This is a genomic window from Nocardioides rotundus (genome assembly GCF_019931675.1).
GTDB classification, from domain to species: Bacteria; Actinomycetota; Actinomycetes; order Propionibacteriales; family Nocardioidaceae; genus Nocardioides; species Nocardioides rotundus.
Window position 1 is genome coordinate 139,176 of sequence record NZ_CP082922.1, and the last position, 22,163, is coordinate 161,338.

Annotated in this window: 22 protein-coding genes and 1 pseudogene; 17 read left to right on the top strand and 6 right to left on the bottom strand. The window is 72.8% G+C overall.

Features of this window, described 5'->3' with window-relative positions:
- Nucleotides 1-48: 48 nt before the first annotated feature.
- The 3 genes from K8W59_RS00710 to K8W59_RS00720 are packed head-to-tail and all read left to right on the top strand — an operon-like array spanning nucleotide 49 to nucleotide 2,477.
- The gene (locus K8W59_RS00710; RefSeq protein WP_223396862.1) at nucleotides 49-849 is read left to right on the top strand and encodes a transglutaminase-like domain-containing protein; all 801 of its coding nucleotides are present in this window, start codon (nucleotides 49-51) and stop codon (nucleotides 847-849) included.
- 13 nt (nucleotides 850-862) lie between these two features.
- Entirely contained in the window at nucleotides 863-1,558 is a 696-nt protein-coding gene (locus K8W59_RS00715; protein ID WP_223396863.1) for a CPBP family intramembrane glutamic endopeptidase, read from the top strand.
- Between the two features lie 22 nt (nucleotides 1,559-1,580).
- Nucleotides 1,581-2,477: an NAD(P)H-binding protein gene (locus K8W59_RS00720; protein WP_223396864.1), complete on the top strand. Its 897-nt coding sequence runs from the start codon at nucleotides 1,581-1,583 to the stop codon at nucleotides 2,475-2,477.
- Here the strand turns inward: K8W59_RS00720 and K8W59_RS00725 are convergent.
- Nucleotides 2,423-3,205 carry a MerR family transcriptional regulator gene (locus tag K8W59_RS00725; RefSeq protein ID WP_223396865.1) on the bottom strand — a complete coding sequence of 261 codons (783 nt, stop codon included), beginning with the start codon at nucleotides 3,203-3,205 and terminating at the stop codon, nucleotides 2,423-2,425. The genes K8W59_RS00720 and K8W59_RS00725 overlap by 55 nt on opposite strands.
- A 97-nt stretch (nucleotides 3,206-3,302) precedes the next feature.
- Between K8W59_RS00725 and K8W59_RS00730 the strand changes: the two genes are divergently transcribed.
- The 3 genes from K8W59_RS00730 (at nucleotide 3,303) to K8W59_RS00740 (ending at nucleotide 7,583) form a co-directional block, all read left to right on the top strand.
- Entirely contained in the window at nucleotides 3,303-4,514 is a 1,212-nt protein-coding gene (locus K8W59_RS00730; protein ID WP_223396866.1) for an acetyl-CoA C-acetyltransferase, read from the top strand.
- 16 nt (nucleotides 4,515-4,530) lie between these two features.
- Nucleotides 4,531-6,738, top strand: coding sequence for a 3-hydroxyacyl-CoA dehydrogenase NAD-binding domain-containing protein (locus K8W59_RS00735; RefSeq protein WP_223396867.1), 2,208 nt, complete (start codon nucleotides 4,531-4,533; stop codon nucleotides 6,736-6,738).
- Nucleotides 6,739-6,806: 68 nt separating this feature from the next.
- Nucleotides 6,807-7,583, top strand: coding sequence for an SDR family NAD(P)-dependent oxidoreductase (locus K8W59_RS00740; RefSeq protein ID WP_223396868.1), 777 nt, complete (start codon nucleotides 6,807-6,809; stop codon nucleotides 7,581-7,583).
- A gap of 44 nt (nucleotides 7,584-7,627) precedes the next feature.
- On the opposite strand, the gene K8W59_RS00745 is transcribed toward K8W59_RS00740, so the two are convergent.
- The 3 genes from K8W59_RS00745 to K8W59_RS00755 all read right to left on the bottom strand — a co-directional run bounded on the left by K8W59_RS00745 (nucleotide 7,628) and on the right by K8W59_RS00755 (nucleotide 9,564).
- Entirely contained in the window at nucleotides 7,628-8,386 is a 759-nt protein-coding gene (locus K8W59_RS00745; protein ID WP_223396869.1) for an SDR family oxidoreductase, read from the bottom strand.
- Nucleotides 8,387-8,428: 42 nt separating this feature from the next.
- A complete protein-coding gene (locus K8W59_RS00750) occupies nucleotides 8,429-8,794 on the bottom strand; it encodes a DUF4282 domain-containing protein (protein ID WP_223396870.1) in 366 nt (121 codons plus the stop codon).
- 95 nt (nucleotides 8,795-8,889) lie between these two features.
- Nucleotides 8,890-9,564, bottom strand: coding sequence for a copper homeostasis protein CutC (locus tag K8W59_RS00755; protein WP_223396871.1), 675 nt, complete (start codon nucleotides 9,562-9,564; stop codon nucleotides 8,890-8,892).
- Nucleotides 9,565-9,663: 99 nt separating this feature from the next.
- On the opposite strand from K8W59_RS00755, the gene K8W59_RS00760 reads away from it, so the two are divergent.
- From K8W59_RS00760 to K8W59_RS00800, 9 genes are all read left to right on the top strand, one after another.
- Nucleotides 9,664-10,710: an LLM class flavin-dependent oxidoreductase gene (locus K8W59_RS00760; RefSeq protein WP_223396872.1), complete on the top strand. Its 1,047-nt coding sequence runs from the start codon at nucleotides 9,664-9,666 to the stop codon at nucleotides 10,708-10,710.
- Nucleotides 10,711-10,818: 108 nt separating this feature from the next.
- On the top strand, nucleotides 10,819-11,421 hold the full coding sequence (locus tag K8W59_RS00765) for a TetR/AcrR family transcriptional regulator (RefSeq protein WP_223396873.1): 603 nt from the start codon (nucleotides 10,819-10,821) through the stop codon (nucleotides 11,419-11,421).
- On the top strand, nucleotides 11,418-12,203 hold the full coding sequence (locus K8W59_RS00770; protein WP_223396874.1) for a TIGR03084 family metal-binding protein: 786 nt from the start codon (nucleotides 11,418-11,420) through the stop codon (nucleotides 12,201-12,203). Before K8W59_RS00765 ends, K8W59_RS00770 begins: the two co-directional genes overlap by 4 nt.
- Nucleotides 12,196-13,914, top strand: a complete 1,719-nt coding sequence (locus K8W59_RS00775; RefSeq protein WP_223396875.1) for an acyclic terpene utilization AtuA family protein — start codon at nucleotides 12,196-12,198, stop codon at nucleotides 13,912-13,914. Before K8W59_RS00770 ends, K8W59_RS00775 begins: the two co-directional genes overlap by 8 nt.
- Nucleotides 13,911-15,056, top strand: a complete 1,146-nt coding sequence (locus K8W59_RS00780; RefSeq protein WP_223396876.1) for an acyl-CoA dehydrogenase family protein — start codon at nucleotides 13,911-13,913, stop codon at nucleotides 15,054-15,056. Before K8W59_RS00775 ends, K8W59_RS00780 begins: the two co-directional genes overlap by 4 nt.
- Entirely contained in the window at nucleotides 15,053-15,523 is a 471-nt protein-coding gene (locus K8W59_RS00785) for an SRPBCC family protein (protein ID WP_223396877.1), read from the top strand. Before K8W59_RS00780 ends, K8W59_RS00785 begins: the two co-directional genes overlap by 4 nt.
- Entirely contained in the window at nucleotides 15,520-17,109 is a 1,590-nt protein-coding gene (locus K8W59_RS00790) for an acyl-CoA carboxylase subunit beta (RefSeq protein WP_223396878.1), read from the top strand. Before K8W59_RS00785 ends, K8W59_RS00790 begins: the two co-directional genes overlap by 4 nt.
- Nucleotides 17,109-19,151: an ATP-binding protein gene (locus tag K8W59_RS00795; protein ID WP_223396879.1), complete on the top strand. Its 2,043-nt coding sequence runs from the start codon at nucleotides 17,109-17,111 to the stop codon at nucleotides 19,149-19,151. Before K8W59_RS00790 ends, K8W59_RS00795 begins: the two co-directional genes overlap by 1 nt.
- A complete protein-coding gene (locus tag K8W59_RS00800) occupies nucleotides 19,148-20,308 on the top strand; it encodes an acyl-CoA dehydrogenase family protein (protein ID WP_223396880.1) in 1,161 nt (386 codons plus the stop codon). Before K8W59_RS00795 ends, K8W59_RS00800 begins: the two co-directional genes overlap by 4 nt.
- Here K8W59_RS00800 and K8W59_RS00805 read toward each other — a convergent pair.
- Nucleotides 20,302-20,937 (bottom strand): pyridoxamine 5'-phosphate oxidase family protein, encoded by a 636-nt coding sequence (locus tag K8W59_RS00805; protein WP_223396881.1) that lies wholly within the window; start codon nucleotides 20,935-20,937, stop codon nucleotides 20,302-20,304. The two genes, K8W59_RS00800 and K8W59_RS00805, sit on opposite strands and share 7 nt — an antisense overlap.
- A gap of 54 nt (nucleotides 20,938-20,991) precedes the next feature.
- Here K8W59_RS00805 and K8W59_RS00810 point away from each other — a divergent pair, with 54 nt between their 5' ends.
- A complete protein-coding gene (locus K8W59_RS00810) occupies nucleotides 20,992-21,360 on the top strand; it encodes an MmcQ/YjbR family DNA-binding protein (protein ID WP_223396882.1) in 369 nt (122 codons plus the stop codon).
- Here the strand turns inward: K8W59_RS00810 and K8W59_RS00815 are convergent, their stop codons facing one another.
- Nucleotides 21,361-21,729: a VOC family protein gene (locus K8W59_RS00815; RefSeq protein WP_223396883.1), complete on the bottom strand. Its 369-nt coding sequence runs from the start codon at nucleotides 21,727-21,729 to the stop codon at nucleotides 21,361-21,363.
- Between the two features lie 72 nt (nucleotides 21,730-21,801).
- Here K8W59_RS00815 and K8W59_RS20255 point away from each other — a divergent pair.
- Nucleotides 21,802-22,089, top strand: a pseudogene (locus K8W59_RS20255) (DUF6597 domain-containing transcriptional factor); the annotation flags it as partial.
- Nucleotides 22,090-22,163: the final 74 nt, after the last annotated feature.

Consider the following 22,163-nt stretch of genomic DNA (forward strand, 5'->3'; position numbering starts at 1 on the left):
GGGCCCCTCGGTGTTTCTCTGCGGTACAACAATGACAGGCTGACCCGAGTGAAGCGCACCGTTTCCGCCAAGATCACCGGCACCGTCTCCGAGCCCGCCTACCTGGTCTGGGCCGTCGCCGTCGCCCGGCATCCCGGGCTGCTCGAGGAGGAGCTGACCGTCACGGTCGACGGAGAGCCCGTGGACTACCACGAGGTCGAGTCGCCCCACGGCGGCCGGCTGCACGTCGTACCGGAAGCGCCCGTGGGCGAGTTCCAACTGGACTACCGGGCCGTCGTCGAGGGCCGTAGTGAGCCCGAGGAGGCCCCCGAGATCGACCGGATCAGCTACCGCAACCCCAGCCGGTACGTCGACTCCGACCGACTCGCCCAGGTCGCCGCGGCCCACTTCCGCGGCATGAAGGGCGCCGAGACCGTCGAGGCCGTGGCGACGTGGGTCAACGACCACCTGCTCTACCTCTCAGGCTCCAGCCGGGTCACCGACGGGGCGACCGAGACCTATCTCGCCCGCGCGGGCGTGTGCCGCGACTTCGCCCACCTCGTCATCACCTTCCTCCGGGCGCGGGGGCTCCCGGCGCGACTGGCGGCCGTCTACGCCCCCGGCCTGACGCCGATGGACTTCCACGCGGTCGCGGAGGTGTGGCTCGACGGCGCCTGGCAGGTCGTGGACGCGACCCGGCTGGCGCCGCGGGAGTCGATGCTGCGGATCGCCACCGGCCGCGACGCCGCAGACACGGCCTTCCTCAACGTGCTCGGCGGCCGGATGAAGCTGGGCCGGGTCGACGTCACCGCGGCGGTCGACGGCGACCTTCCCGAGGAGGACCCCGCGGCCGCCGTACAGCTCGGCTGAGACACTGAGGCACGTGCGCGACATCTGGCGATCCCTCACCGCCGAGCCCGCGACCGGCACCCCGGCCGCCTCCGACGCCGAGCTGCGTCGCCGGCAGGTCGTCACCGCCGTCGTCGTGGTGCTCGGGGCCGTCGTGCTCGGCGTGTCCCTGCGGATCGACCCGGGCAGCGGCTGGTTCTACCTCTCCACCGCCGTGCTGGCGATCGTGTGGACCGCCGGCGCCTTCGCCTCCGGGCCCCTGCACCTGGGCCGGCTGATGCAGGGCGACCGGCTGCGCCGGCCGATCAGCGGCCCGATCGTGACCGGCCTGCTGCTGGCCGGGATCTTCGCGCTCGGCGGCTGGGTGATGACCCGCATCTCCTTCCTCGACCCGGTCTCCGACCTGGTCCGCAGCGTCCTCGCGCACGCGGGCGGCGACCCGTCGTTGCTGCTCCTGCTGCTCACGGTGGCGACCGGGATCGGCGAGGAGCTGTTCTTCCGCGGAGCTTTCTATGCCGCCGTACCCCGCCGGCCGGTGCTGTGGTCCACCGTCGCCTACACCGTGGCCACGCTGGCCACCGGCAACCTGATGCTCGGCTTCGCCGCCGTCCTGCTCGGCACCGTGTGCGGGCTGCAGCGTCAGGCCTCCGGCGGCGTCCTCGCGCCGATCCTCACCCACATCACCTGGTCCGGGACCATGCTCTTCGCCCTGCCTGCCATCTTCGGGTGAGCCGGGCGCATAGCGTGGCGCCATGAGCACCGTCCTGGTCACCGGAGCCACCGGCTTCGTCGGCAGCCGCCTGATCCCCGAGCTGGTCGCGGCCGGCCACTCCGTGCGGGCGATGACCCGCCGTCCGGAGGAGTACGGCGGACCCGGCGAGCCCGTCGGCGGCGACGTGCACGACCCGGACTCCCTCGGCCCCGCGCTCGCGGGCGCCGATGTCGCGATCTACCTCGTGCACAGCCTGGGCGACGACGACTTCGAGGCGAAGGACGCGGCCGCCGCCCGTGCCTTCGGGGCGGCCGCGGCCGAGGCCGGGGTGCGCCAGATCGTCTACCTCGGTGGGCTCGGCGCCGACGGGCAGGAGCTCTCGGCGCACCTGCGCAGCCGCCGCGAGGTCGAGCAGCTGCTCGGTGAGGCAGGCGTCCCGGTCACCGTGCTGCGCGCCGCCATCGTGGTCGGGCACGGCGGCATCTCCTGGGAGCTGACCCGCCAGCTGGTGAAGAACCTCCCCGCGATGGTGGTGCCCCGCTGGGTCGGCACCCGCACCCAGCCGATCGCCGTGGACGACGTGGTGGGCTACCTCGTCGGCGTGGTCGACAACGAGCGGGCCCTCGGTCGGGTGCTCGAGATCGGCGGCCCGGACCGGCTCACCTACCTCTCGATGCTGCAGATCGCCGCTGAGGAGATGACCGGCCGGAAGGTCCCGATCGTGCAGGTACCCGTGCTGACGCCCCGGCTGTCGTCGTACTGGCTGGCCCTGGTCACCGACGTGGACGTCACGACCGGGCGCAACCTGATCGACTCCATGGGCACCGAGGTGCTGGTGACCGACGACTCGGTGCGCTCGGTGGTGCCGAGGGAGCCGCTGACCTACCGCGAGGCGGTACGGCGAGCGCTGGCCGAGCGGGAGTCCGACTCCTCTTGACGCCGGGCCCGCCGCTCGATCCCCTCGCGGCGGGTGTCGTCCATCGCCGACTCGTAGGCCGCGACCAGCGAGGCGATGGAGAGCGGCTTGAGCTTCTCCACGACCTCGCGGATCGTCTCCGGGGTGGCACCCGCCTCCTTGTAGGCCGGCCACACCCGGGTCCGGAAGACCTCGTTGAGCTCCTCGGCCACGGCCCGCCCGTGGGCGGCGTACACCTCCCGCGCGGCCAGCGCCGCCTCGGTCGGGAAGCCCAGGTCGAGCAGCCCCAGCCCGATCGCGAGCTGGGAGGTGGCGACCCGGTAGCGGCCGCGCCCGGCCCGCTGGACGATCCCGACCACCTCGAGCATCTCGACCGCGTCGGCGTCCAGGCGTCGGGCGGCGCGCTCCTCCAACTCGGCGTGGCTGAGCTCGACCATCGACTCCGCCGACCAGGGCGCCAGCATGGTACGGCGCAGCGCGAGGTCCTCCGGCGTGGTCTCCGCCGGGATCCCGTCGAGGTAGCGCTCGATCGCGGCCAGGGTGAAGCCGTGCCCCTGGAGCTCGCGCACCAGCTCCAGCCGGGCGACGTGCTCGGAGGTGTAGTAGCCCGAGCGCCCGCGCCGGATCGGCGGCGGCACCAGCCCCTTGGCGGTGTAGAAGCGGACGTTGCGGACGCTCATGCCGACCCGGTTGGTCAGCTCGTCGAGCGTCAGCAGCTCGCGCAGCGCGTCGACGTCGGGCTGGGCCACGGCGGCGTTCCTCCTCGGGGTCCTGGGCTGTGAGCCGCCCCACAGGTAGGGGGCGAACCTTGACGATCGTGACAGTAATGCTGTCACAATCACCACCATGGCAGAAGCATTCGTGTACGACCACCTCCGCACCCCGCGCGGCAAGGGCAAGGCCGCGGGCTCGCTGCACGAGGTCAAGCCCATCGACCTCATCGTCGGCCTCCTCGAGGAGGTCCGCACCCGCAACCCCGACCTGGACACCGACCGCGTCGACGACGTGGTGCTGGGCGTCGTCTCGCCGATCGGCGAGCAGGGCGGGGACATCGCCAAGACCGCCGCGCTGGCGGCCGGCTACCCCGAGACGGTGGCGGGCGTGCAGCTCAACCGCTTCTGCGCTTCCGGGCTGGAGGCCGTCAACCAGGCCGCGATGCGCGTGCGCTCCGGCTTCGAAGGGCTGATCCTCGCCGGCGGCGTGGAGTCGATGAGCCGGGTGCCGATGGGCTCCGACGGCGGCGCCTGGGCGCAGGACCCGCGTACGGCGCTCACCACCGGCTTCGTGCCGCAGGGCATCGGCGCCGACCTGATCGCCACCCTCGGCGGCTGGAAGCGCGAGGACGTCGACGCGTTCGCCGCCGAGTCGCACCACCGGGCCGCGAAGGCCTGGGCCAACGGATACTTCGACGGCGCGATCGTGCCGGTGAAGGATCTCAACGGCATCCCGGTGCTGGAGCGCGACGAGCTGGTCCGGCCCGACACCTCCGTGGAGGGCCTCGCCGGGCTCAAGCCGTCCTTCGCCCAGATCGGCAAGGACGCGGGCTTCGACGACGTGGCGCTGGAGAAGTACCACTGGGTCGAGCGGATCGACCACGTGCACCACGCCGGCAACTCCTCGGGCATCGTCGACGGCGCCGCGCTGACCGTGATCGGCAGCGAGGAGGTCGGCAACGACCTCGGCCTCACCCCGCGTGCCCGGATCGTGGCGACCGCGGTCTCCGGGGCGGACCCGACGATCATGCTCACCGGCCCGGCACCGGCCGCCCGCAAGGCGCTCGCCGTCGCCGGTCTCCAGGCCGACGACATCGACCTGTGGGAGATCAACGAGGCGTTCGCCGCGGTGGCGATGCGCTTCATGCAGGACATGGGCATCAGCCACGAGGTCACCAACGTCAACGGCGGCGCGATCGCGATGGGCCACCCGCTGGGCGCGACCGGCGCGATGATCCTGGGCACCCTGGTCGACGAGCTCGAGCGGCGCGACCTGCGCCGCGGCCTCGCCACGCTGTGCGTGGGCGGCGGCATGGGCATCGCCACCGTTGTCGAGCGCGTCTGAGAAAGGACTTTCCCTGATGACCACCGAGACCACCGAGACGACCTCCGCCGTCCGCTACGACCGCGACGCCGACGGCATCGTCACCCTCACGCTCGACGACCCGACCGCGAGCGCGAACACCATGAACGACCTCTACCGCGAGTCGATGGCCGCGGCCGTGGACCGCCTCTACGACGAGGTCGACGACGTCACCGGCGTGGTGATCGCCAGCGCCAAGAAGACCTTCTTCGCCGGCGGCAACCTCAAGCTGATGTCGAAGGCCACGCCCGCCGACGCGCCGCAGATCTTCGAGCAGGGCGAGCAGATCAAGGCCGGCCTGCGCCGGCTGGAGACCTACCCGCGGCCCGTCGTCGCCGCGATCAACGGCGCCGCGCTCGGGGGCGGCCTGGAGATCGCGCTGGCGGCCAACCACCGGATCGCGGTCGAGGACCGCTCGGTCAAGATCGGCCTCCCCGAGGCGACGCTCGGCCTGCTGCCCGGTGGCGGCGGCGTCACCCGCGTCGTACGCATGCTCGGCCTGCAGTCCGCGCTGATGGACGTGCTGCTCCAGGGCACCCAGTTCGACCCGGCCAAGGCCAAGGCCACCGGCCTGGTCGACGAGCTGGTCGCGACCCGCGAGGAGCTCGTCCCCGCCGCGAAGGCGTGGATCAAGGCCCAAGCGGGCGACGAGGACGCGGCGCGCAACCCGTGGGACCGCGCGGGCTACCGGATGCCCGGCGGCACCCCGCAGTCGCCGAAGCTGGCGGCCTTCCTGCCGGCCTTCCCGGCGCTGCTGCGCCAGCAGACCAAGGGCGCGAACTACCCCGCACAGCGCGCGATCCTGTCCGCCGCGGTCGAGGGCGCGTCCACCGACTTCGACACCGCCTCGCGGATCGAGTCGCGCTACCTCACCAAGCTGATCACCGGTCAGAACAGCAAGAACATGATCCAGGCGTTCTTCTTCGACCTGCAGGCGATCAACTCCGGCTCGCTGCGCCCGAACGGCTTCGAGAAGTACGTCGCCCGCAAGGTCGGCGTCCTCGGCGCCGGCATGATGGGCGCCGGCATCGCCTACGTCTGCGCCCGCGCGGGCATGGAGGTCGTGCTCAAGGACGTCGCAGTCGAGAACGCGGAGAAGGGCAAGGCCTACACCGAGAAGCTCAACGCCAAGGGCGTCGAGCGCGGCAAGATCGACCAGGCGAAGGCCGACGAGATCGCCGGCCGGATCCACCCGACCGCCGACCCGGCCGACCTGACCGGCTGCGACCTGGTGATCGAGGCGGTCTTCGAGGACCCGTCGCTCAAGGCGAAGGTGTTCGCCGAGATCGCGCCGTACGTCGAGGCCGACAGCCTGCTGTGCTCCAACACCTCGACCCTGCCGATCACCGGCTTGGCGCAGGGTGTGGACCGCCCGAAGGACTTCATCGGCCTGCACTTCTTCTCGCCGGTGGACAAGATGCCGCTGGTGGAGATCATCCGCGGTGAGGAGACCTCCGACGCGGCGCTGGCGAAGGCCTACGACGTCGTGCAGCAGATCCGCAAGACCCCGATCGTGGTCAACGACAGCCGCGGGTTCTACACCTCGCGGGTGATCGGCACCCAGATCAACGAGGGCCTGGTGATGCTCGCCGAGGGTGCGCACCCGATGTCGATCGAGCGTGCGGCCACCCAGGCCGGCTTCCCGGTCGGCCCGCTGCAGATCTCCGACGAGCTCAACATGGAGCTGATGAAGAAGATCCGCGTGGCGAACGAGGCGGCGGCCAAGGAGGAGGGCCGCGAGCTCCCCACCGACGCGTCGGCCGACGTGGTCGAGAAGATGATCGAGATCGGCCGGCCCTCGCGGCTCAAGGGCGCGGGGTTCTACGACTACGAGGACGGTCGGCGTACTCGCCTGTGGCCCGGCATCGCCGAGCAGTTCCCGCCCGCCGACGAGCAGATCCCGTTCCAGGACATGAAGGACCGGATGCTGTTCATCGAGGCGCTGGAGACGGCCAAGTGCTTCGAGGAGGGCGTGATCACCTCGGCGGCCGCGGCCAACATCGGCTCGATCATGGGCATCGGCTTCCCGGCCAACACCGGCGGCGCGGCGCAGTTCATGACCGGATACGAGTCGGCCAGCGGCGAGATCGGCCTGGCCGCCTTCGTGGCGCGCGCCGACGAGCTGGCCGAGGCGTACGGCGACCGGTTCCGGCCGACCGACCGACTGCGCGAGATGGCCGCGAAGGGCGAGTCCTTCCCGGCCTGACCGGCTGCCCTTCTGGCTAGGGTGTCGACCATGACGTTGAGCAACGACGTACGCCGTCGGGCGGCGCGGTGAGCCGGCGGGTGCTGGTCACCGGCGCCGGCGGCGGACTCGGGGCCGCCCTGGTCGCGGGGTTCCGCGAGCGCGGGGACCGGGTGCTGGCCACCGACCTCGCCGGTGCGGCCGGCGAGGTCGACCGCACGCTGGACGTCACCTCCGCCGAGGACTGGGCCGCGGCGCGCGCCTGGGTCGAGGACGAGTGGGGCGGCCTGGACGTCCTGGTCAACAACGCCGGGATCGCCGGCGGCGGGCGGCTCGACCACACCACGATGGAGGAGTGGCAGCGGCTCACCGACGTCAACCTCTTCGGCGTGGTGCGCGGGACCGCCGAGTTCACGCCGGTCTTCAAGCACCAGCGCTCGGGTCACGTCGTCAACATCGCCTCGCTCGCGGGGCTGGTCCATCCCGCGGGGATGGCGGCCTACAACTCGGTCAAGGCCGGCGTGGTCGCGCTGACCGAGACGACCGGCCACGAGCTAGCGGGCTGGGGGGTGCGCGCGACGGTCGTGTGCCCGTCGTACTTCCGCACCGGGCTGGTCGACCACCTGGTCGGCAGCGACGAGGCGGTCGGCGCGATCTTCCGCCGCCTGGTCGCCGACTCGCCGGTCGGGCCGGAGGAGATCGCCGCGGCCACCCTCGCCGGCATCGACGAGGGCGCCGACGTGGTGCTCCCCGACGAGGCCGGCCGGCAGGCGTACTCCTTCAAGCTCAGCGACCGCCCGGCCTACGACGCCGTCATGCGTCGCCAGGCCGCCAACCTCGCCCGCCTCACCGACAACTCCCCCTGAGCCGAGTCGGCGCTTGTTGACCGCGAGTCGGCGCTTGTGCACGCTCAGATCATCCGCTTGAACACGTGCAGTGGCGCGTGCCGCATCACCGGCGCCAGCACCTGCCACGGCAGCCGCGGCACCTCGGCTGCGTCGACCTCCTTCTCCATCGCCGCGACCATCGCCCGCACGCCCCGCTCCGTCGTCGCCATCAGCGGCGACGTGGGCTGCGCGTAGTCATTCATCTCCGAGATGATGTAGCCCGGATAGAGCACCGTGACCGCATAGCCTTCCTGGCCGTGCAGCTCGGTGCGCAGGCCCTCGGCGAGATGGGCGACACCGGCCTTCGTGGCGGCGTACGTCGTGACCGTGCCCGGCAGCCCGCGCACGGCCGACATCGACGACACCATCACCAGGTGCCCGCCACCGGCGGCGCGGAAGAGCTCCATCGCCGCCTCGGTCTGGGCCAGGGCGCCGACGAAGTTGGTCATCGCGGTCTCGCGGTTCGCGTCGAACCGACCGGTGCCCAGCGGCGCGCCCTTGCCGAGCCCGGCGTTGACCACCACGCGGTCGATCCCGCCGAGCTCGTCGCGGAAGGCGCGGAAGACCTCGAAGACCTGGTCGTGGTCGTTGACGTCGAGGGAGCGTACGGCGACCCGACGCTCCGGGTGCGCCGCGAGGATCTCTGCCCGCAGCATGTCCAGCCGGTCGGTGCGGCGTGCGCACAGGGCGAGGTCGTGGCCGAGCGCCGCCAGCTGGCGGGCCATCTCGGCGCCCAGCCCGCTGCTGGCGCCGGTGATGAGGACGGTATGCCGGAAGGTCATGCCCGCAGTCTCCCCGGACCGGCTGCGGACACGACCGCCGGGTCAGGCGCGGGGCAGGCGCTGGTGGATGTCCTGGCTCATCCGCACGATGGCCAGGTAGAACTCCAGCGTCATCCGGATGAAGGCCAGGTAGAGCACGAGCACGATCGGTCCGAGGAGCAGGACCGCCAGGCCCGCGGCGGAGTTCTGCGAGAAGGCGAAGATGACGTAGAACAGCCACCCGAGCACCAGGAAGACCAGCGTCAGGATGTAGACCACCTTGACGATCATCGGCGTGATGAAGTGCTCGAACTTGAAGTCGAAGAGGGCGCCGAAGAATCCCGGAGACGAGGAAGAGCCGGTCTGGGGCTGGCCGTAGGAGCCCGGCTGGCCGTAGGGGTCCTGGGGCGGAGGAGGTTCGTAGGACATGGCGGGCCCCTTTCCGAGAGGCAGGAGTGAATGGTGGGGCTGAGGCTAGCGGCGGGGCGCCGTACTGACACTTGTTGAATGCCGAACGGCTTGCGTCATGACCCGCGCAGGTCGGCTGCGAGCCGCGCGACGAGCTCGGGGAGTACGGCGCCCGACCAGGCGCCTTCGCGACGGACGCTGCGGCCGACGTGCACATGATGCGCCCCCGCGGCGAGGACGTCGCCCAGGTTCTCCTCGGTGACCCCGCCCCCGACCAGGACCGCGTCCACCGGCACGGCCGCCCGGGCGAGCAGCTCGCGGAGCCGACGTACTCCTGCCTCCACACCGGCCGGATCGCCCGCGGTCAGCACCTGGTCGCAGCCCGGAAGTGCGAGCACGTCGCGCACGGCCGTGGGCAGGTCCGGGGCACTGTCGATGGCGCGGTGGAAGGTCCAGGGCCGACCCGCGATCGCCTCAACCACGGGCGCGAGCGCGTCGATATCGGGGGTGCCGTCCGGCCGGGCGGCCCCGCACACGAGCTCGGCGGCGTCCAGGGTGTCGACGTCGCGGACCAGATCGTCGATCTCCGGGCGACCCAGGACATGCGCCTCCTGGCGCCGGACCATCACCCGCACCGGTAGGGCCGTTGCCGCGAGGACCGACCGCACCACGGAGGCCGACGGCGTCATCCCGCCGCGCTCCGGCTCGCCGACGAGCTCGAGCCGGTCGGCGCCTCCCGCGGTCGCGGCCTCGGCGTCCTCGGGCCCGGTCACGATGACCTCCAGCAGCATGCCTGCGAGGCTAGGCGCCGCGGCCCCCGTCCGGCGAGGAGCCCGGCAGATTTGTCGAGCGATCCGGATGAGATCGGGCCGAGACCGCGTTGTCCCCCTGTGACTGACTTCCCGACGCTCTCCGTGCTCGACCTCGTGCCCGTCCGCTCCGACCAGGCCACCGGCGACGCACTGCGCGCCACGCTGCGGCTGGCGAAGGTCGCCGAGGATGCGGGGTACCACCGCTACTGGCTGGCCGAGCACCACAACATGCCCGCGGTCGCCGCGACCAACCCGCCGGTGCTGATCGGGATGGTCGCGGGCGTCACCACGCGCATGCGGGTCGGCTCCGGCGGCGTGATGCTGCCGAACCACCCGCCGCTGGTGGTCGCCGAGCAGTTCGCGCTGCTCGAAGCCGCCTTCCCCGACCGGATCGACCTCGGCATCGGCCGCGCGCCCGGCTCGGACCCGGTCACCTCGTGGGCGCTGCGCCAGGGCGGCGGCGCGCACACCGGCGACCAGGCGGTCCAGCAGTTCCCGGAGTACGTCGACCAGGTGCGCACGATGATGGCCGCCGACGGCGCCGCGATCCAGCTGCCCCGGCAGACCTACGAGCTGCGCGCCACTCCGCAGGCCCGCTCCGAAGCGGAGGTCTGGCTGCTCGGCTCGTCGGACTACTCCGCCCGACTGGCCGCGCAGAAGGGCCTGCCCTACGTCTTCGCCCACCACTTCTCCGGGCAGGGTACGGCGGAGGCGCTGGCGCTCTACCGCAACGAGTTCCGGCCCAGCGAGACGTGTCCCGAGCCGCGCACCTTCCTCACCGTGAACGCAGTCGTTGCCGAGACGCGCGCGGAGGCGGAGGCCCTGGCGCTGCCGAACGCGCTGCAGATGCTCGCCCTGCGCACAGGTGGCCCGATGGTGGCCCAGCGTCTGGTCGAGGAGGCCGAGCAGGTCGACGTACCCCCGGCGCATCAGGGTCTGCTCGACGCCATGCTCGGCCGTTGGGTGATCGGCGACCCGGCCTCCGCGCGCGAGCAGGTCGCCGCGATGGCCGAGCAGTACGGCGTGGACGAGGTGATGATCCATCCGGTCGCCGGTGCGCGCACCGGGGCCGACGCGGACGCCGCGCCCGCCCGCGAGGAGACGCTCCGCCTGCTCGCGGGGTGAACAAGCGCCGACTCGCGGTGAAGTAGCGCCGACTGGGCGTCAACAAGCGCCGACTGGACAGAAAAAGGCAGGCTTGACTGTTTGTTCGTGGTCGGGAACGATCCAGGTGTGGCCACGGTGCGGGTACCCCAGGAGGAGCGGACGCGGGTCATGCGCGCCCGGCTCCTGGACGCGACGGTGGAGCTGCTGATCGAGCGCGGGTTCGCGGGCACCTCGACCACGCTGGTCAGCGAGCGCGCGGGCGTGTCGCGGGGGGCGCAGCTGCACCACTTCCCGACCAAGAACGACCTCGTCGTCGCCGCGGTCGAGCACCTGACCGCCGTCCGCGGCGCCGAGCTGGAGCAGGCGTTCGCCGCGCTGCCGCGGCGCGGGCGGACCCGCGCGGTGCTGCGGATGCTCGGCGACCACTTCAGCTCCCCGGTCTTCACCGCCGCTCTGGAGCTCTGGGTCGCCGCGCGCACCGACCCCTCGCTGCTCGCCGCCGTCTCCCCGCTGGAGCAGCGGATCGGCCGCGAGACCCACCGGCTGACCGTCGAGGCGCTCGGCGTGGACGAGTCGGTGCCGGGGAACCGCGAGCTGGTCCAAGCCACCTTGGACCTGGTCCGCGGCCTCGGGCTGGCCGACACGATCAGCGACGACCGCCGTCGACGGAACCGGATCCTCGACGAGTGGGCGCGCACCCTCGACGCGCGCTTCCAGGAGGCCCGATGACCACGCTGTCCGACGTCCTCGACGACCTCGCCGCCGAGGGGGAGCGGCTCGAGGCACTGGTGGCGCCTTTGCCCGAGGAGGAGTGGCGGCGACCGACCCCGGCGCCCGGCTGGGACGTCGCGACCCAGGTGGCGCACCTTGCCTGGACCGACGAGGTCGCGCTGGCCGCCGCCACCGACAAGCAGGCCTGGGACGCGCACGTGTTGGCCGCGATCGAGGACGCCGAGGGCTTCGTGGACCGCGGCGCCCTGGAGGGAGGAGCCGTACCGCCCGCGGACCTGCTGGCCCGGTGGCGGGACGCGCGCGCCGCGCTGGCGGCCGCGCTGGCCGCCGTACCCCCCGGCAAGCGGCTGCCGTGGTTCGGCCCGCCGATGTCGCCGACGTCGATGGCGACCGCGCGCTTCATGGAGACCTGGGCGCACTCCCTCGACGTGCACGAGGCGCTCGGCGCCGAGCCGGAGCCGACCGACCGGATCCGGCACGTTGCGCACCTGGGCGTGCGGACCCGCGACTTCGCCTTCGCCACCCGTGACCTGGAGCCCCCGGCCGAGGAGTTCCGGGTCGAGCTGACCGCGCCGTCCGGCGAGGTCTGGACGTGGGGACCGGAGGAGGCGGCCCAGCGCGTCGCGGGGCCGGCGTACGACTTCTGCCGCCTGGTCACCCAGCGCGTGCACCGCGACGACACGGCCCTGACCGCGACCGGCGCGGACGCGGAGCGGTGGCTGGGCATCGCCCAGGCGTTCGCCGGACCTCCGGGCGCGGGGAGGGAGCGGTGTGGCTGACCTGCGGATCGGCAACTGCTCGGGGTTCTACGGCGACCGGCTCTCCGCGATGCGCGAGATGCTGGAGGGCGGCCCCCTGGACGTGCTCACCGGCGACTATCTCGCCGAGCTGACCATGCTCATCCTGGGCAAGGACACGATGAAGGACCCCTCGCTGGGCTACGCCCGGACCTTCGTACGGCAGGCCGAGGACTGCCTGGGTCTGGCCCTGGAGCGCGGCGTGCGGATCGTCGCGAACGCCGGCGGGCTCAACCCCGCCGGGCTCGTGGAGCGGCTGGAGGAGGTCGCGCGCGGGCTCGGGCTGGACCCGGCGATCGGGTACGTCGCCGGCGACGACCTGCGCGACCGGGCCGGCGAGCTCGGCTTCGAGGCGGCGCTCACCGCGAACGCCTACCTCGGCGGCTTCGGCATCGCGCGGCTGCTCTCCGACGGCGCCGACGTGGTCGTGACCGGGCGGGTCACCGACGCCTCACTGGTCGTCGGCCCGGGCGTGGCGCACTTCGGCTGGACCCCCGAGGACCACGACGCCCTGGCCGGCGCCGTGGTCGCCGGGCACGTGCTGGAGTGCGGCTGCCAGGCCACCGGCGGCAACTTCTCCGGCTTCCTCGACCTGCCCGGACGGGGCCGGCCGCTCGGCTTCCCGCTCGCCGAGATCGCCGCCGACGGCAGCTCGGTGATCACCCAGCACCCCGGCACCGGCGGCACGGTCAACGTGGACACCGTGACCGCGCAGCTGCTGTACGAGATCCGGGGGCGGCACTACCTCAACCCCGACGTCACCACCGACCTCGCCTCGATCCGGCTCTCCGATGCCGGCCCCGGGCGGGTCGCGATCGACGGTGTCCGCGGCTCCGCGCCCCCGGCCGAGCTCAAGGTCGCGGTCAACGAGCTCGGCGGCTTCCGCAACTCCGTCGAACTGGTCCTCACCGGCCTGGACATCCCGGCCAAGGCCGACTGGGTGCGCCGCCAGCTCGAGGCTGCCTGGGGCGACCAGGTGCCGGCCTCGGTCGACTGGACCCTCACGCCGCTCCCCGCGCCGGACGCCGACACCGAGGAGGGCGCCTCCTGCCTGCTGCGGTGCACGGTGCGCGACCCCTCGCCCGACGTGGCCGGCAAGGGACTCACCGCTCCGCTGGTCGCGCTCGCGCTCGCGTCCTACCCCGGCTTCACCCTGACCGGCCCGCCGAGCCCGGCCACGCCCTACGGCGTCTACCGGCCTGCCTACGTCCCCCGGTCGGCGGTCCGGCACGTCGCGGAGACGCGCGGGCAGAAGTCCGTGATCGACGACCCGGCCACGCTCAGCGAGGCGCCGGTCGACGAGTTCTGCCAGTGCGTCTCCGAGACGGAGGCGCCGGACGGCCCGACCCGACGGCTCCCGCTGGGCACCTTCGTGCACGCCCGCTCCGGCGACAAGGGCGGCGACGCCAACCTCGGACTGTGGGTCGCGAACGACGGGCACCCGGAGCGCGAGCGTCGGGTGGCCTGGCTGCTGGGTCTGGTCACCCCGGAACGGGTCCGCGAGCTCGTGCCGGAGGCGGCCGACCTCGAGGTCGAGGTGCACCCACTGCCCAACCTGGGCGGGGTGAACGTGCTGCTGCGCGGGCTGCTGGGCGAGGGGGTCGCGGCGTCCACCCGCTTCGACCCGCAGGCCAAAGCGCTCGGCGAGTGGGTCCGCTCGCGCCATGTCGAGATCCCGGAGGAGCTGCTGTGACCGAGGAGCGGAATGCGCTGCGGGAGACCGCGACCGAGTTCGTGCGGCGTGAGGTCGCGCCGTACCTCCAGGAGTGGGAGGACGCAGGCGAGATCCCCCGCGCCCTGCACGCAGCCGCGGGGAAGCAGGGGCTGCTGGGAGTCGCCTTCCCCGAGGAGGTCGGCGGCTCGGGCGGCGACCTGGCCGACAGCGTCGCGATGCAGGAGGCGATGTTCGCCGCCGGCGCGTCCAGCGGGCTGATGGCCGGCCTCTTCACCAGCGGCATCGCGCTCCCGCACATCGCCGCCAGCGGCAACGCCGACCTGGTCGACCGCTACGTCCGCCCCACACTGGCCGGCGAGACGATCGGCAGCCTCGCGGTCACCGAGCCCGGCGGCGGGTCGGACGTCTCGGCGATCACCACCCGCGCGGTCCGCGACGGCGACCACTACGTCGTCAACGGGGCCAAGACCTTCATCACCAGTGGCGTGCGCGCCGACTTCGTCACCACCGCGGTCCGCACTGGCGGCCCGGGAGCGGGCGGCATCAGCCTGCTAGTCATCGACCAGGACACGCCCGGCTTCACCGTGGACCGCAGCCTGGCCAAGATGGGCTGGCACTGCTCCGACACCGCCGAGCTCACCTTCACCGAGGCCCGGGTGCCGGCGCGCAACCTGGTCGGCGAGGAGAACGCCGGCTTCGCCCAGATCGCCGAGCAGTTCGTGGTCGAGCGGATCGCCCTCGCCGTGCACGGCTACGGCATCGCCGGCCGCGCCCTCGCGCTGACCGCCGAGCACGCGAAGGGCCGCGAGACCTTCGGGCGTCCGCTCGCGGACCGTCAGGTCGTGCGGCACCGGTTGGTCGAGATGCACCGCCAGGTCGAGGTGGCCCGTACCTACACCCACCACGTCGTCGAGCGGCACCTCGCCGGGGAGCTGGCGGTGGCGGAGGCGTGCCTGGCCAAGCAGACCGCGTGCGACGCCGCGACCTACGTCTGCGACCAGGCGGTCCAGCTCTTCGGCGGCATGGGCTACCTCCACGGGATCGAGGTGGAGCGGCACTACCGCGACGCGCGGATCCTGCCGATCGGCGGCGGGGCGACCGAGGTGCTGACCGACCTGGCGGCGAAGCTGCTGGGCTACGACGGGAAGGGGACGCGATGAGGCTGCTGCGACCGCTCGGGGACGAGGTGTCGGTGTGGATGGACGCGCCGGTGCCACAGGTGTGGGACCTGGTCAGCGACGTGACCCGGATCGGCGAGTTCAGCCCGGAGACCTTCGAGGCGCGGTGGACCCGCGGCGCGACCGGCCCGGCGGTGGGCGCGCGGTTCAAGGGTCACGTGAAGCGCAACGGCGTCGGGCCGACGTACTGGACGCTGTGCACCGTCACCGCCTGCGAGCCGGAGCGGGTCTTCGAGTTCAGCGTCGGCAGCGACTCGATGTCGGTCAACAACTGGGGCTACCGGCTGGAGCCGCGGGACGGCGGGACGCTGGTGACCGAGTACTTCCGGCTCGAGCCGAGCCTTCCGGTGCGCGCCTACTGGCTGCTGCTCGGGCCGCTGCGCGGGCGCACCAACCGCGCCGGGATGCGCACCACCCTGGAGCGGATGAAGGCGGTGGTGGAGCGATGACCACCACCCACCGCGAGGCCATGGATGCCAAGCTCGCCGACCTCGAGGCCGAGCACGCGAAGGCGGTCGCCGGGGGCGGGGACAAGTACGTCGAGCGCCACCGCGCGCGGGGCAAGCTGCTGCCGCGCGAGCGGATCGAGCTGCTCATCGACCCCGGATCGGCGTTCCTCGAGCTGTCGCCGCTGGCCGGCTGGGGGTCGGACTTCACCGTCGGCGCCTCGGTCGTCACCGGCATCGGCGTGGTCGAGGGCACCGAGTGCGTCATCACCGCCAACGACCCGACGGTCAAGGGCGGCGCGTCGAACCCGTGGACGGTGAAGAAGGTCTTCCGCGCCGCGCAGATCGCCGAGGAGAACGGCCTCCCGACGATCTCGCTGGTCGAGTCTGGCGGCGCGGACCTGCCGACGCAGAAGGAGATCTTCATCCCCGGAGGGAAGCTCTTCCGCGACCTGACGCGGGCCTCGGCGCGCAAGCAGCCGACGATCGCGCTGGTCTTCGGCAACTCCACCGCGGGCGGCGCCTACGTGCCCGGGATGAGCGACTACACCGTCTTCGTCCGCGGCGGCGCCAAGGTGTTCCTCGGTGGGCCGCCGCTGGTGAAGATGGCGACCGGCGAGGAGTCCGACGACGAGTCGCTCGGGGGCGCGGAGATGCACGCGCGGGTCTCCGGGCTGGCCGACTACCTCGCCGAGGACGAGCACGACGCCCTGCGGATCGGCCGGCGGATCGTCGCCCGGCTCAACCGTCAGCAGGGCGCGCCGGCGGCCGCCGGCCGCTCCGGGCCGGCGTACTCCCCGCCCGACGCCGACCCCGAGGAGCTGCTCGACCTCATCCCCTCGGACCTCAAGGAGCCGTTCGACCCGCGCGAGGTGATCGTCCGGATCTGCGACGGCGTCAGCGAGACCAACGGGCAGGCGTTCGACGAGTTCAAGCCGCTCTACGGCAGCAGCCTGGTCACCGGCTGGGCCCGGCTGCACGGCCACCCCGTCGGGATCCTCGCCAACGCGCAGGGGGTGCTGTTCAGCGAGGAGGCGCAGAAGGCCGCGCAGTTCATCCAGCTCGCCAACCAGGCCGACACCCCGCTGCTGTTCCTGCACAACACGACCGGCTACATGGTCGGCAAGGAGTATGAGCAGGGCGGGATCATCAAGCACGGCGCCCAGATGATCAACGCGGTCTCGAACTCCTCGGTGCCGCACCTGAGCGTGATCATGGGGGCGTCCTACGGCGCGGGCAACTATGGCATGAACGGTCGCGCCTACGACCCGCGCTTCCTCTTCACCTGGCCCTCGGCGAAGTCCGCGGTGATGGGGCCGCAGCAGCTCGCCGGCGTGCTGTCGCTGGTCGCCCGGGCGGCCGCGGAGGCCAAGGGCAAGGAGTACGACGAGGCCGGGGACGCCGCGATGCGCGAGTTCGTCGAGGCGAGCGTGGAGGAGCAGAGCCTGCCGTTCTTCCTCTCCGGGATGCTCTACGACGACGGGGTGATCGATCCGCGCGACACCCGCACGATCCTGGGCATCTGCCTGTCGGTGATCAACCGGACCCCGGTGCGGGGCGCGGACGGATTCGGGGTGTTCCGACTGTGATGACACGAGTGCTGGTCGCCAACCGCGGCGAGATCGCCCGGCGGGTCTTCGCCACCTGCCGCCGGCTCGGGATCGAGACGGTCGCCGTCCACTCCGACGCCGACGCGGGCCTGCCCTACGTCGGCGAGGCCGATCTCGCGGTGCGGCTGCCGGGCAACAGTCCGGCCGAGACCTACCTGGACACCGACCGGATCCTCGCGGCCGCCGCGAGCACCGGCGCCGACGCGATCCATCCGGGCTACGGCTTCCTCTCCGAGAGCGCCGGGTTCGCCCGCGCCGTCGAGGCGGCGGGGCTGACCTGGATCGGCCCGGCGCCGGAGTCGATCGAGGCGATGGGCTCCAAGGTGCGCGCGAAGGAGCTGATGCGCGAGGCCGGCGTGCCCGTGCTGGAGGCTCCCGAGGAGCCCACCGACGCCGACCTGCCGCTGCTGGTGAAGGCCTCCGCCGGCGGCGGCGGCCGCGGGATGCGGGTGGTCGAGGAGCTGGCCCGGCTGGAGGACGAGGTGGCCGCGGCGGCCGCGGAGGCGCAGAGCGCGTTCGGCGACGGCACCGTCTTCGTCGAGCCGTACGTCGCCCGCGGGCGGCACGTCGAGGTCCAGGTCGTCGGCTATCCCGACGGCGTACTGGTCCTCGGCGAGCGCGACTGCTCGGTGCAGCGCCGCCACCAGAAGGTGGTCGAGGAGGCGCCGGCTCCGCGGTTGCCCGAGGCGACCCGGAAGGCGCTGCACGAGGCGGCCCGGGCGGCGGCGGAGTCGATCGGCTATCGCGGCGCCGGGACGGTGGAGTTCCTCTACGACCCCGCGGCCGACCGCTTCTTCTTCCTGGAGATGAACACCCGGCTCCAGGTCGAGCACCCGGTCACCGAGGCGGTCTTCGGCGTCGACCTCGTCGAGCTGCAGCTGGAGGTGGCGGAGGGCGCCACCACCCCGCCCGATGTCGCCGAGCCGCGGGGGCATGCGGTGGAGGTGCGCCTCTACGCCGAGGACGCGGCCTACACCCCGCAGACCGGCACGGTGGTGGCCCTGGACATCCCGCACGAGGCGGCCTTCGGGCCGCTGCCCGCGGCGGGGGTCCGGCTGGACTCCGGCTTCGCCGCGGGCGACGAGGTGACCCCGTTCTACGACGCGATGCTGGCCAAGGTGATCAGCTGGGCGCCCACCCGCGAACAGGCGCTGCGCCGGCTCGCCGGGGCACTGCGCCGGGCCCGCATCCACGGCGTGACCACCAACCGCGACCAGCTGCTGGCGATCCTGGCTGACGAGGACGTGCGCGCCGGCACCATGACCACGGCGCTCCTGGGCGAGCGCGACCTCGGCGGGCCGGCGCAGCCGGACCCGTGGGCGGTGGTGGCCGCCGGCCTGATGCTGGCCGCGGACGACGCGGGTCGCCGTACCGTCCAGGCGGGGATCCCCGCCGGGTGGCGCAACGTGACCAGCCAGCCGCAGCGGGTGGTGCTCGAGGTCGGCGGCGAAGAGACCGCCGTCGAGTGGTGGGGCACGCGGGACGGGTTCGTCGTGGACGGGGCGACCGTGCTGCTGGCGACCCCCGACGAGGTGCGGCTCGAGGTCGACGGGGTGCGCCGTACCTACCGCGGCGACACGATCCACGGAGTATCCCGGACACCGGGGGCACCCCGCACGCGGGTGGTCTACGTCGACGGGCCCGATACCTCCGTAGTTTGTGCACAGGTGCCGCGGTTCACCGACCCCGCGCTGCAGCACGCCACCGGCAGCCTGCTGGCGCCGATGCCCGGGACCGTGGTGCGGCTGCTGGCCGAGCCGGGCGCCGAGGTCGCGGAGGGCGCCCCGGTGCTGGTGCTGGAGGCGATGAAGATGCAGCACACGGTGACCGCGCCGCAGGCCGGCACGGTCGCCGAGGTCAACGTGGAGCCCGGTGCGCAGGTCGCGGCCGGCGAGGTGCTGGCGGTGGTCTCGACAAGCTCGACCACCGAAGACGGCTCGATCACCGAAGACGGCTCGACCACCGAAGACGGCTCGACCACCGAAGAGGGCTCGACCACCGACAAGGAGGAGCAGCAGTGACGGACTTCCAGGAGACCGAGGAGCGGCGCGAGCTGCGCAAGGCGGTGGCCAAGCTCGCCGGCAAGTACGGCCGCGAGTGGTTCACCGAGCGGGCGCGCGCGGGGGAGAAGACCACCGAGCTGTGGCTGGAGGTCGCCAAGAACGGCTACCTCGGCATCAACATCCCCGAGGAGTACGGCGGCGGCGGGGGCGGCATCGGCGATGTCGCGGCGGTCTGCGAGGAGCTGGCCGCCCAGGGCTGCCCGCTGCTGCTGATGGTGGTGAGCCCGGCGATCTGCGGGACGGTGATCACCCGCTACGGCACCGAGGAGCAGAAGCAGCGCTGGCTGCCCGGGATCTGCGACGGCACCGGCACGATGGCGTTCGCGATCACCGAGCCGGACGCCGGCACCAACTCCCACAACATCACCACCACCGCGCGCCGCGACGGCGACGGCTGGGTGCTCAACGGCCGGAAGATCTACATCTCCGGCGTCGACGAGGCGACCAACATGCTGGTGGTCGCGCGCACGGAGGACGCCCGGACGGGCAAGCTCAAGCCCTGCCTGTTCGTCGTGCCCACCGACGCCGAGGGGGTCGAGGCATCGCCGATCGCGATGGAGATCGTCAGCCCCGAGCAGCAGTTCAGCGTCTTCCTCGACGACGTGCGGCTGCCCGCGGACGCCCTGGTCGGCGACGAGGACGCCGGGCTCGTGCAGCTGTTCGCCGGACTCAACCCCGAGCGGATCATGGCCGCGTCGTTCTCCACCGGGCTGGCCCGCTACGCACTGGACGCGGCGTCCCGCTATGCCCGCGAGCGCACCGTCTTCGCCGGCCCGATCGGCGGGCACCAGGCGGTCGCGCACCCGCTGGCGCAGTCGCATATCGAGATCGAGCTGGCCCGGCTGATGACGCAGAAGGCCGCGGCGCTCTACGAGTCCGGCGACGATATGGCGGCGGGCGAGGCGGCCAACATGGCGAAGTACGCCGCCGCGGAGGCCGCGTGCGACACCGTCGACCGGGCCGTGCAGACCCACGGTGGCAACGGGATCACCCAGGAGTACGGCATGGCCGGGCTGCTGGTCGCCGCCCGCGCGGGCCGGATCGCGCCCGTGAGCCGGGAGATGATCCTCAACTTCGTGGCGATGCACAGCCTGGGGCTGCCGAAGTCCTACTGAGGCTCGATCAGGCGCCGCACGGATCGCGGGGTGGGGAGGGTCTCGGCTCCGGGCGAGGGCCGCGGGTCGCCGTACGACGTCTCAACCGGGACCACCCCGGTCCACATCTCCGGGTGCTCGGGGTCCTCGTCGGCGCCGCCGGTCCGGGCCTTGAGGATCCAGTTGTCGTCGCCGATCTCCATCGCGAGCGCGACGGTCGCGGCGACGTCCTTGCCGGTCATCGGGACGACCTCGTCGCGACGGCCGGGGATGAGGCCGTCGGAGATCAGGTCGAGGGCCGCCCAGGCCGCGTCCCCCTCCAGGCGCTGCAGCCGGCCGCGTACCGTGGCGCTGCGGTAGTTGGCAGAGTGGTCGAACATGGAGGTGGCCAGCACCAACGCGTCGACGGCGAAGACGGAGAAGACCGCCGGCGCGTCGTCGGCCACATGCCGCAGCGCTCCGGCCCCGGTCGAGCCGTGCAGCAGGAGCCGGTCGCCGTCGCGGGCGAAGAGCATCGGCACCGCCCACGGCTCGCCGTCGGTGGTGACGGTGGAGAGGGTGCCGACCAGCTGCTCGTCGAGCAGCGCGTCCAGCGCCTCCCGGTCGCGGTGGCGGCGCTCCTTCTTGCGGGTCAGGTCGTCCAGGCTCACCCGGGCAGCATCGCACGCGCGTCCGCTGTCGGTGACCCGTGACAGGCTCGTGGCATGGCCCGACCCGAGCGCCCGCTGGTCCCCGAGGAGTGGGTCCAGCGGCTGGACGCGATCCTGTCCGCCTTCCCCCGGTGCGCCGGCGAGGATGCGTGGACGGGCACCCGGTGGCGGGTCTCCGGACGCACCGTCGCGCACGTCTTCGGTGGGCACGACCAGCTGTTCCGCATCACCTTCCGCGCCGACCCCGACGAGGTGATGGCCTTCCGCCACCTCGGCGACCCCTACTTCGTGGTCGGGGGCGACGCGGTCGGCGTCCTGCTCGACGACGACACCGACTGGGACGAGCTGGCCGAGCTGCTCACCGACTCCTACTGCCGGCAGGCGCCGTCCCACCTCGCCGAGCGGGTGGACCGGCCAGGCTGATCACCAGTTGGCGGAGGAGGTGAGGCAGAACGGGTGGCCGCTGGGGTCCAGCAGCACCCGCCAGGTCTCGCCGGGCTGCGGGTCCGCGACGGTTGCGCCGAGCTCGACGCACGCCTGCTCGGCCGCCGCCAGGTCGTCGACGGCCAGGTCGAGGTGGAACTGCTTGCTGCCGTGCTCGTTGGGCCAGGCCGGCGGCTCGTAGTCCTCCACCGTCCCGAAGCCCAGGGCGTGGTCGGGGCCGACGAGCATGGCGTACGCCGGCTCCGAGTGCGCGACCTGCCAGCCCAGGACGCCGGCCCAGAAGGCCGCGTCGGCCTCGGCGTCCCGGCTGTCGAGGGTGACCATCTTGAGTGCGGCGATCGATGCCATGGGTGCTCCTTGTTTGCGTGACCGGCGGGTGTCCGCCCAGCCTCCTACGCCACCCTCGAGCGCTGGGAGCCCGACCCGGACATCGCCCCGTGGGTGGAGTTGGTCTGGTCCATCCGCTGGGAGCTGCCGCCCGGGGTCCGCTTCGCCAGTCAGACGCTGCCGCATCCGGCGGTCTCACTGACGGTGGAGCGGGGGTCGGGGCGCCGCCCGGAGGTCGGCTCGGATCCGGTGGTCCTCACCGGCGTGGTGACTCGCCGCTTCGACGTCGACCTGCACGCCGACTCGTGGGTGGTGGGACTGAAGTTCCGGCCCGGAGGGCTGGTGGCGCTCGTCGGTGGCCGGGCCGCCGACTGGCGGGACCGCACCCTGCCGGCGCGGCCGGTGGTGGGTGCGCCGGTCGCCGACGCTCTTTCCGGCATCGATCCTGGGGGCGA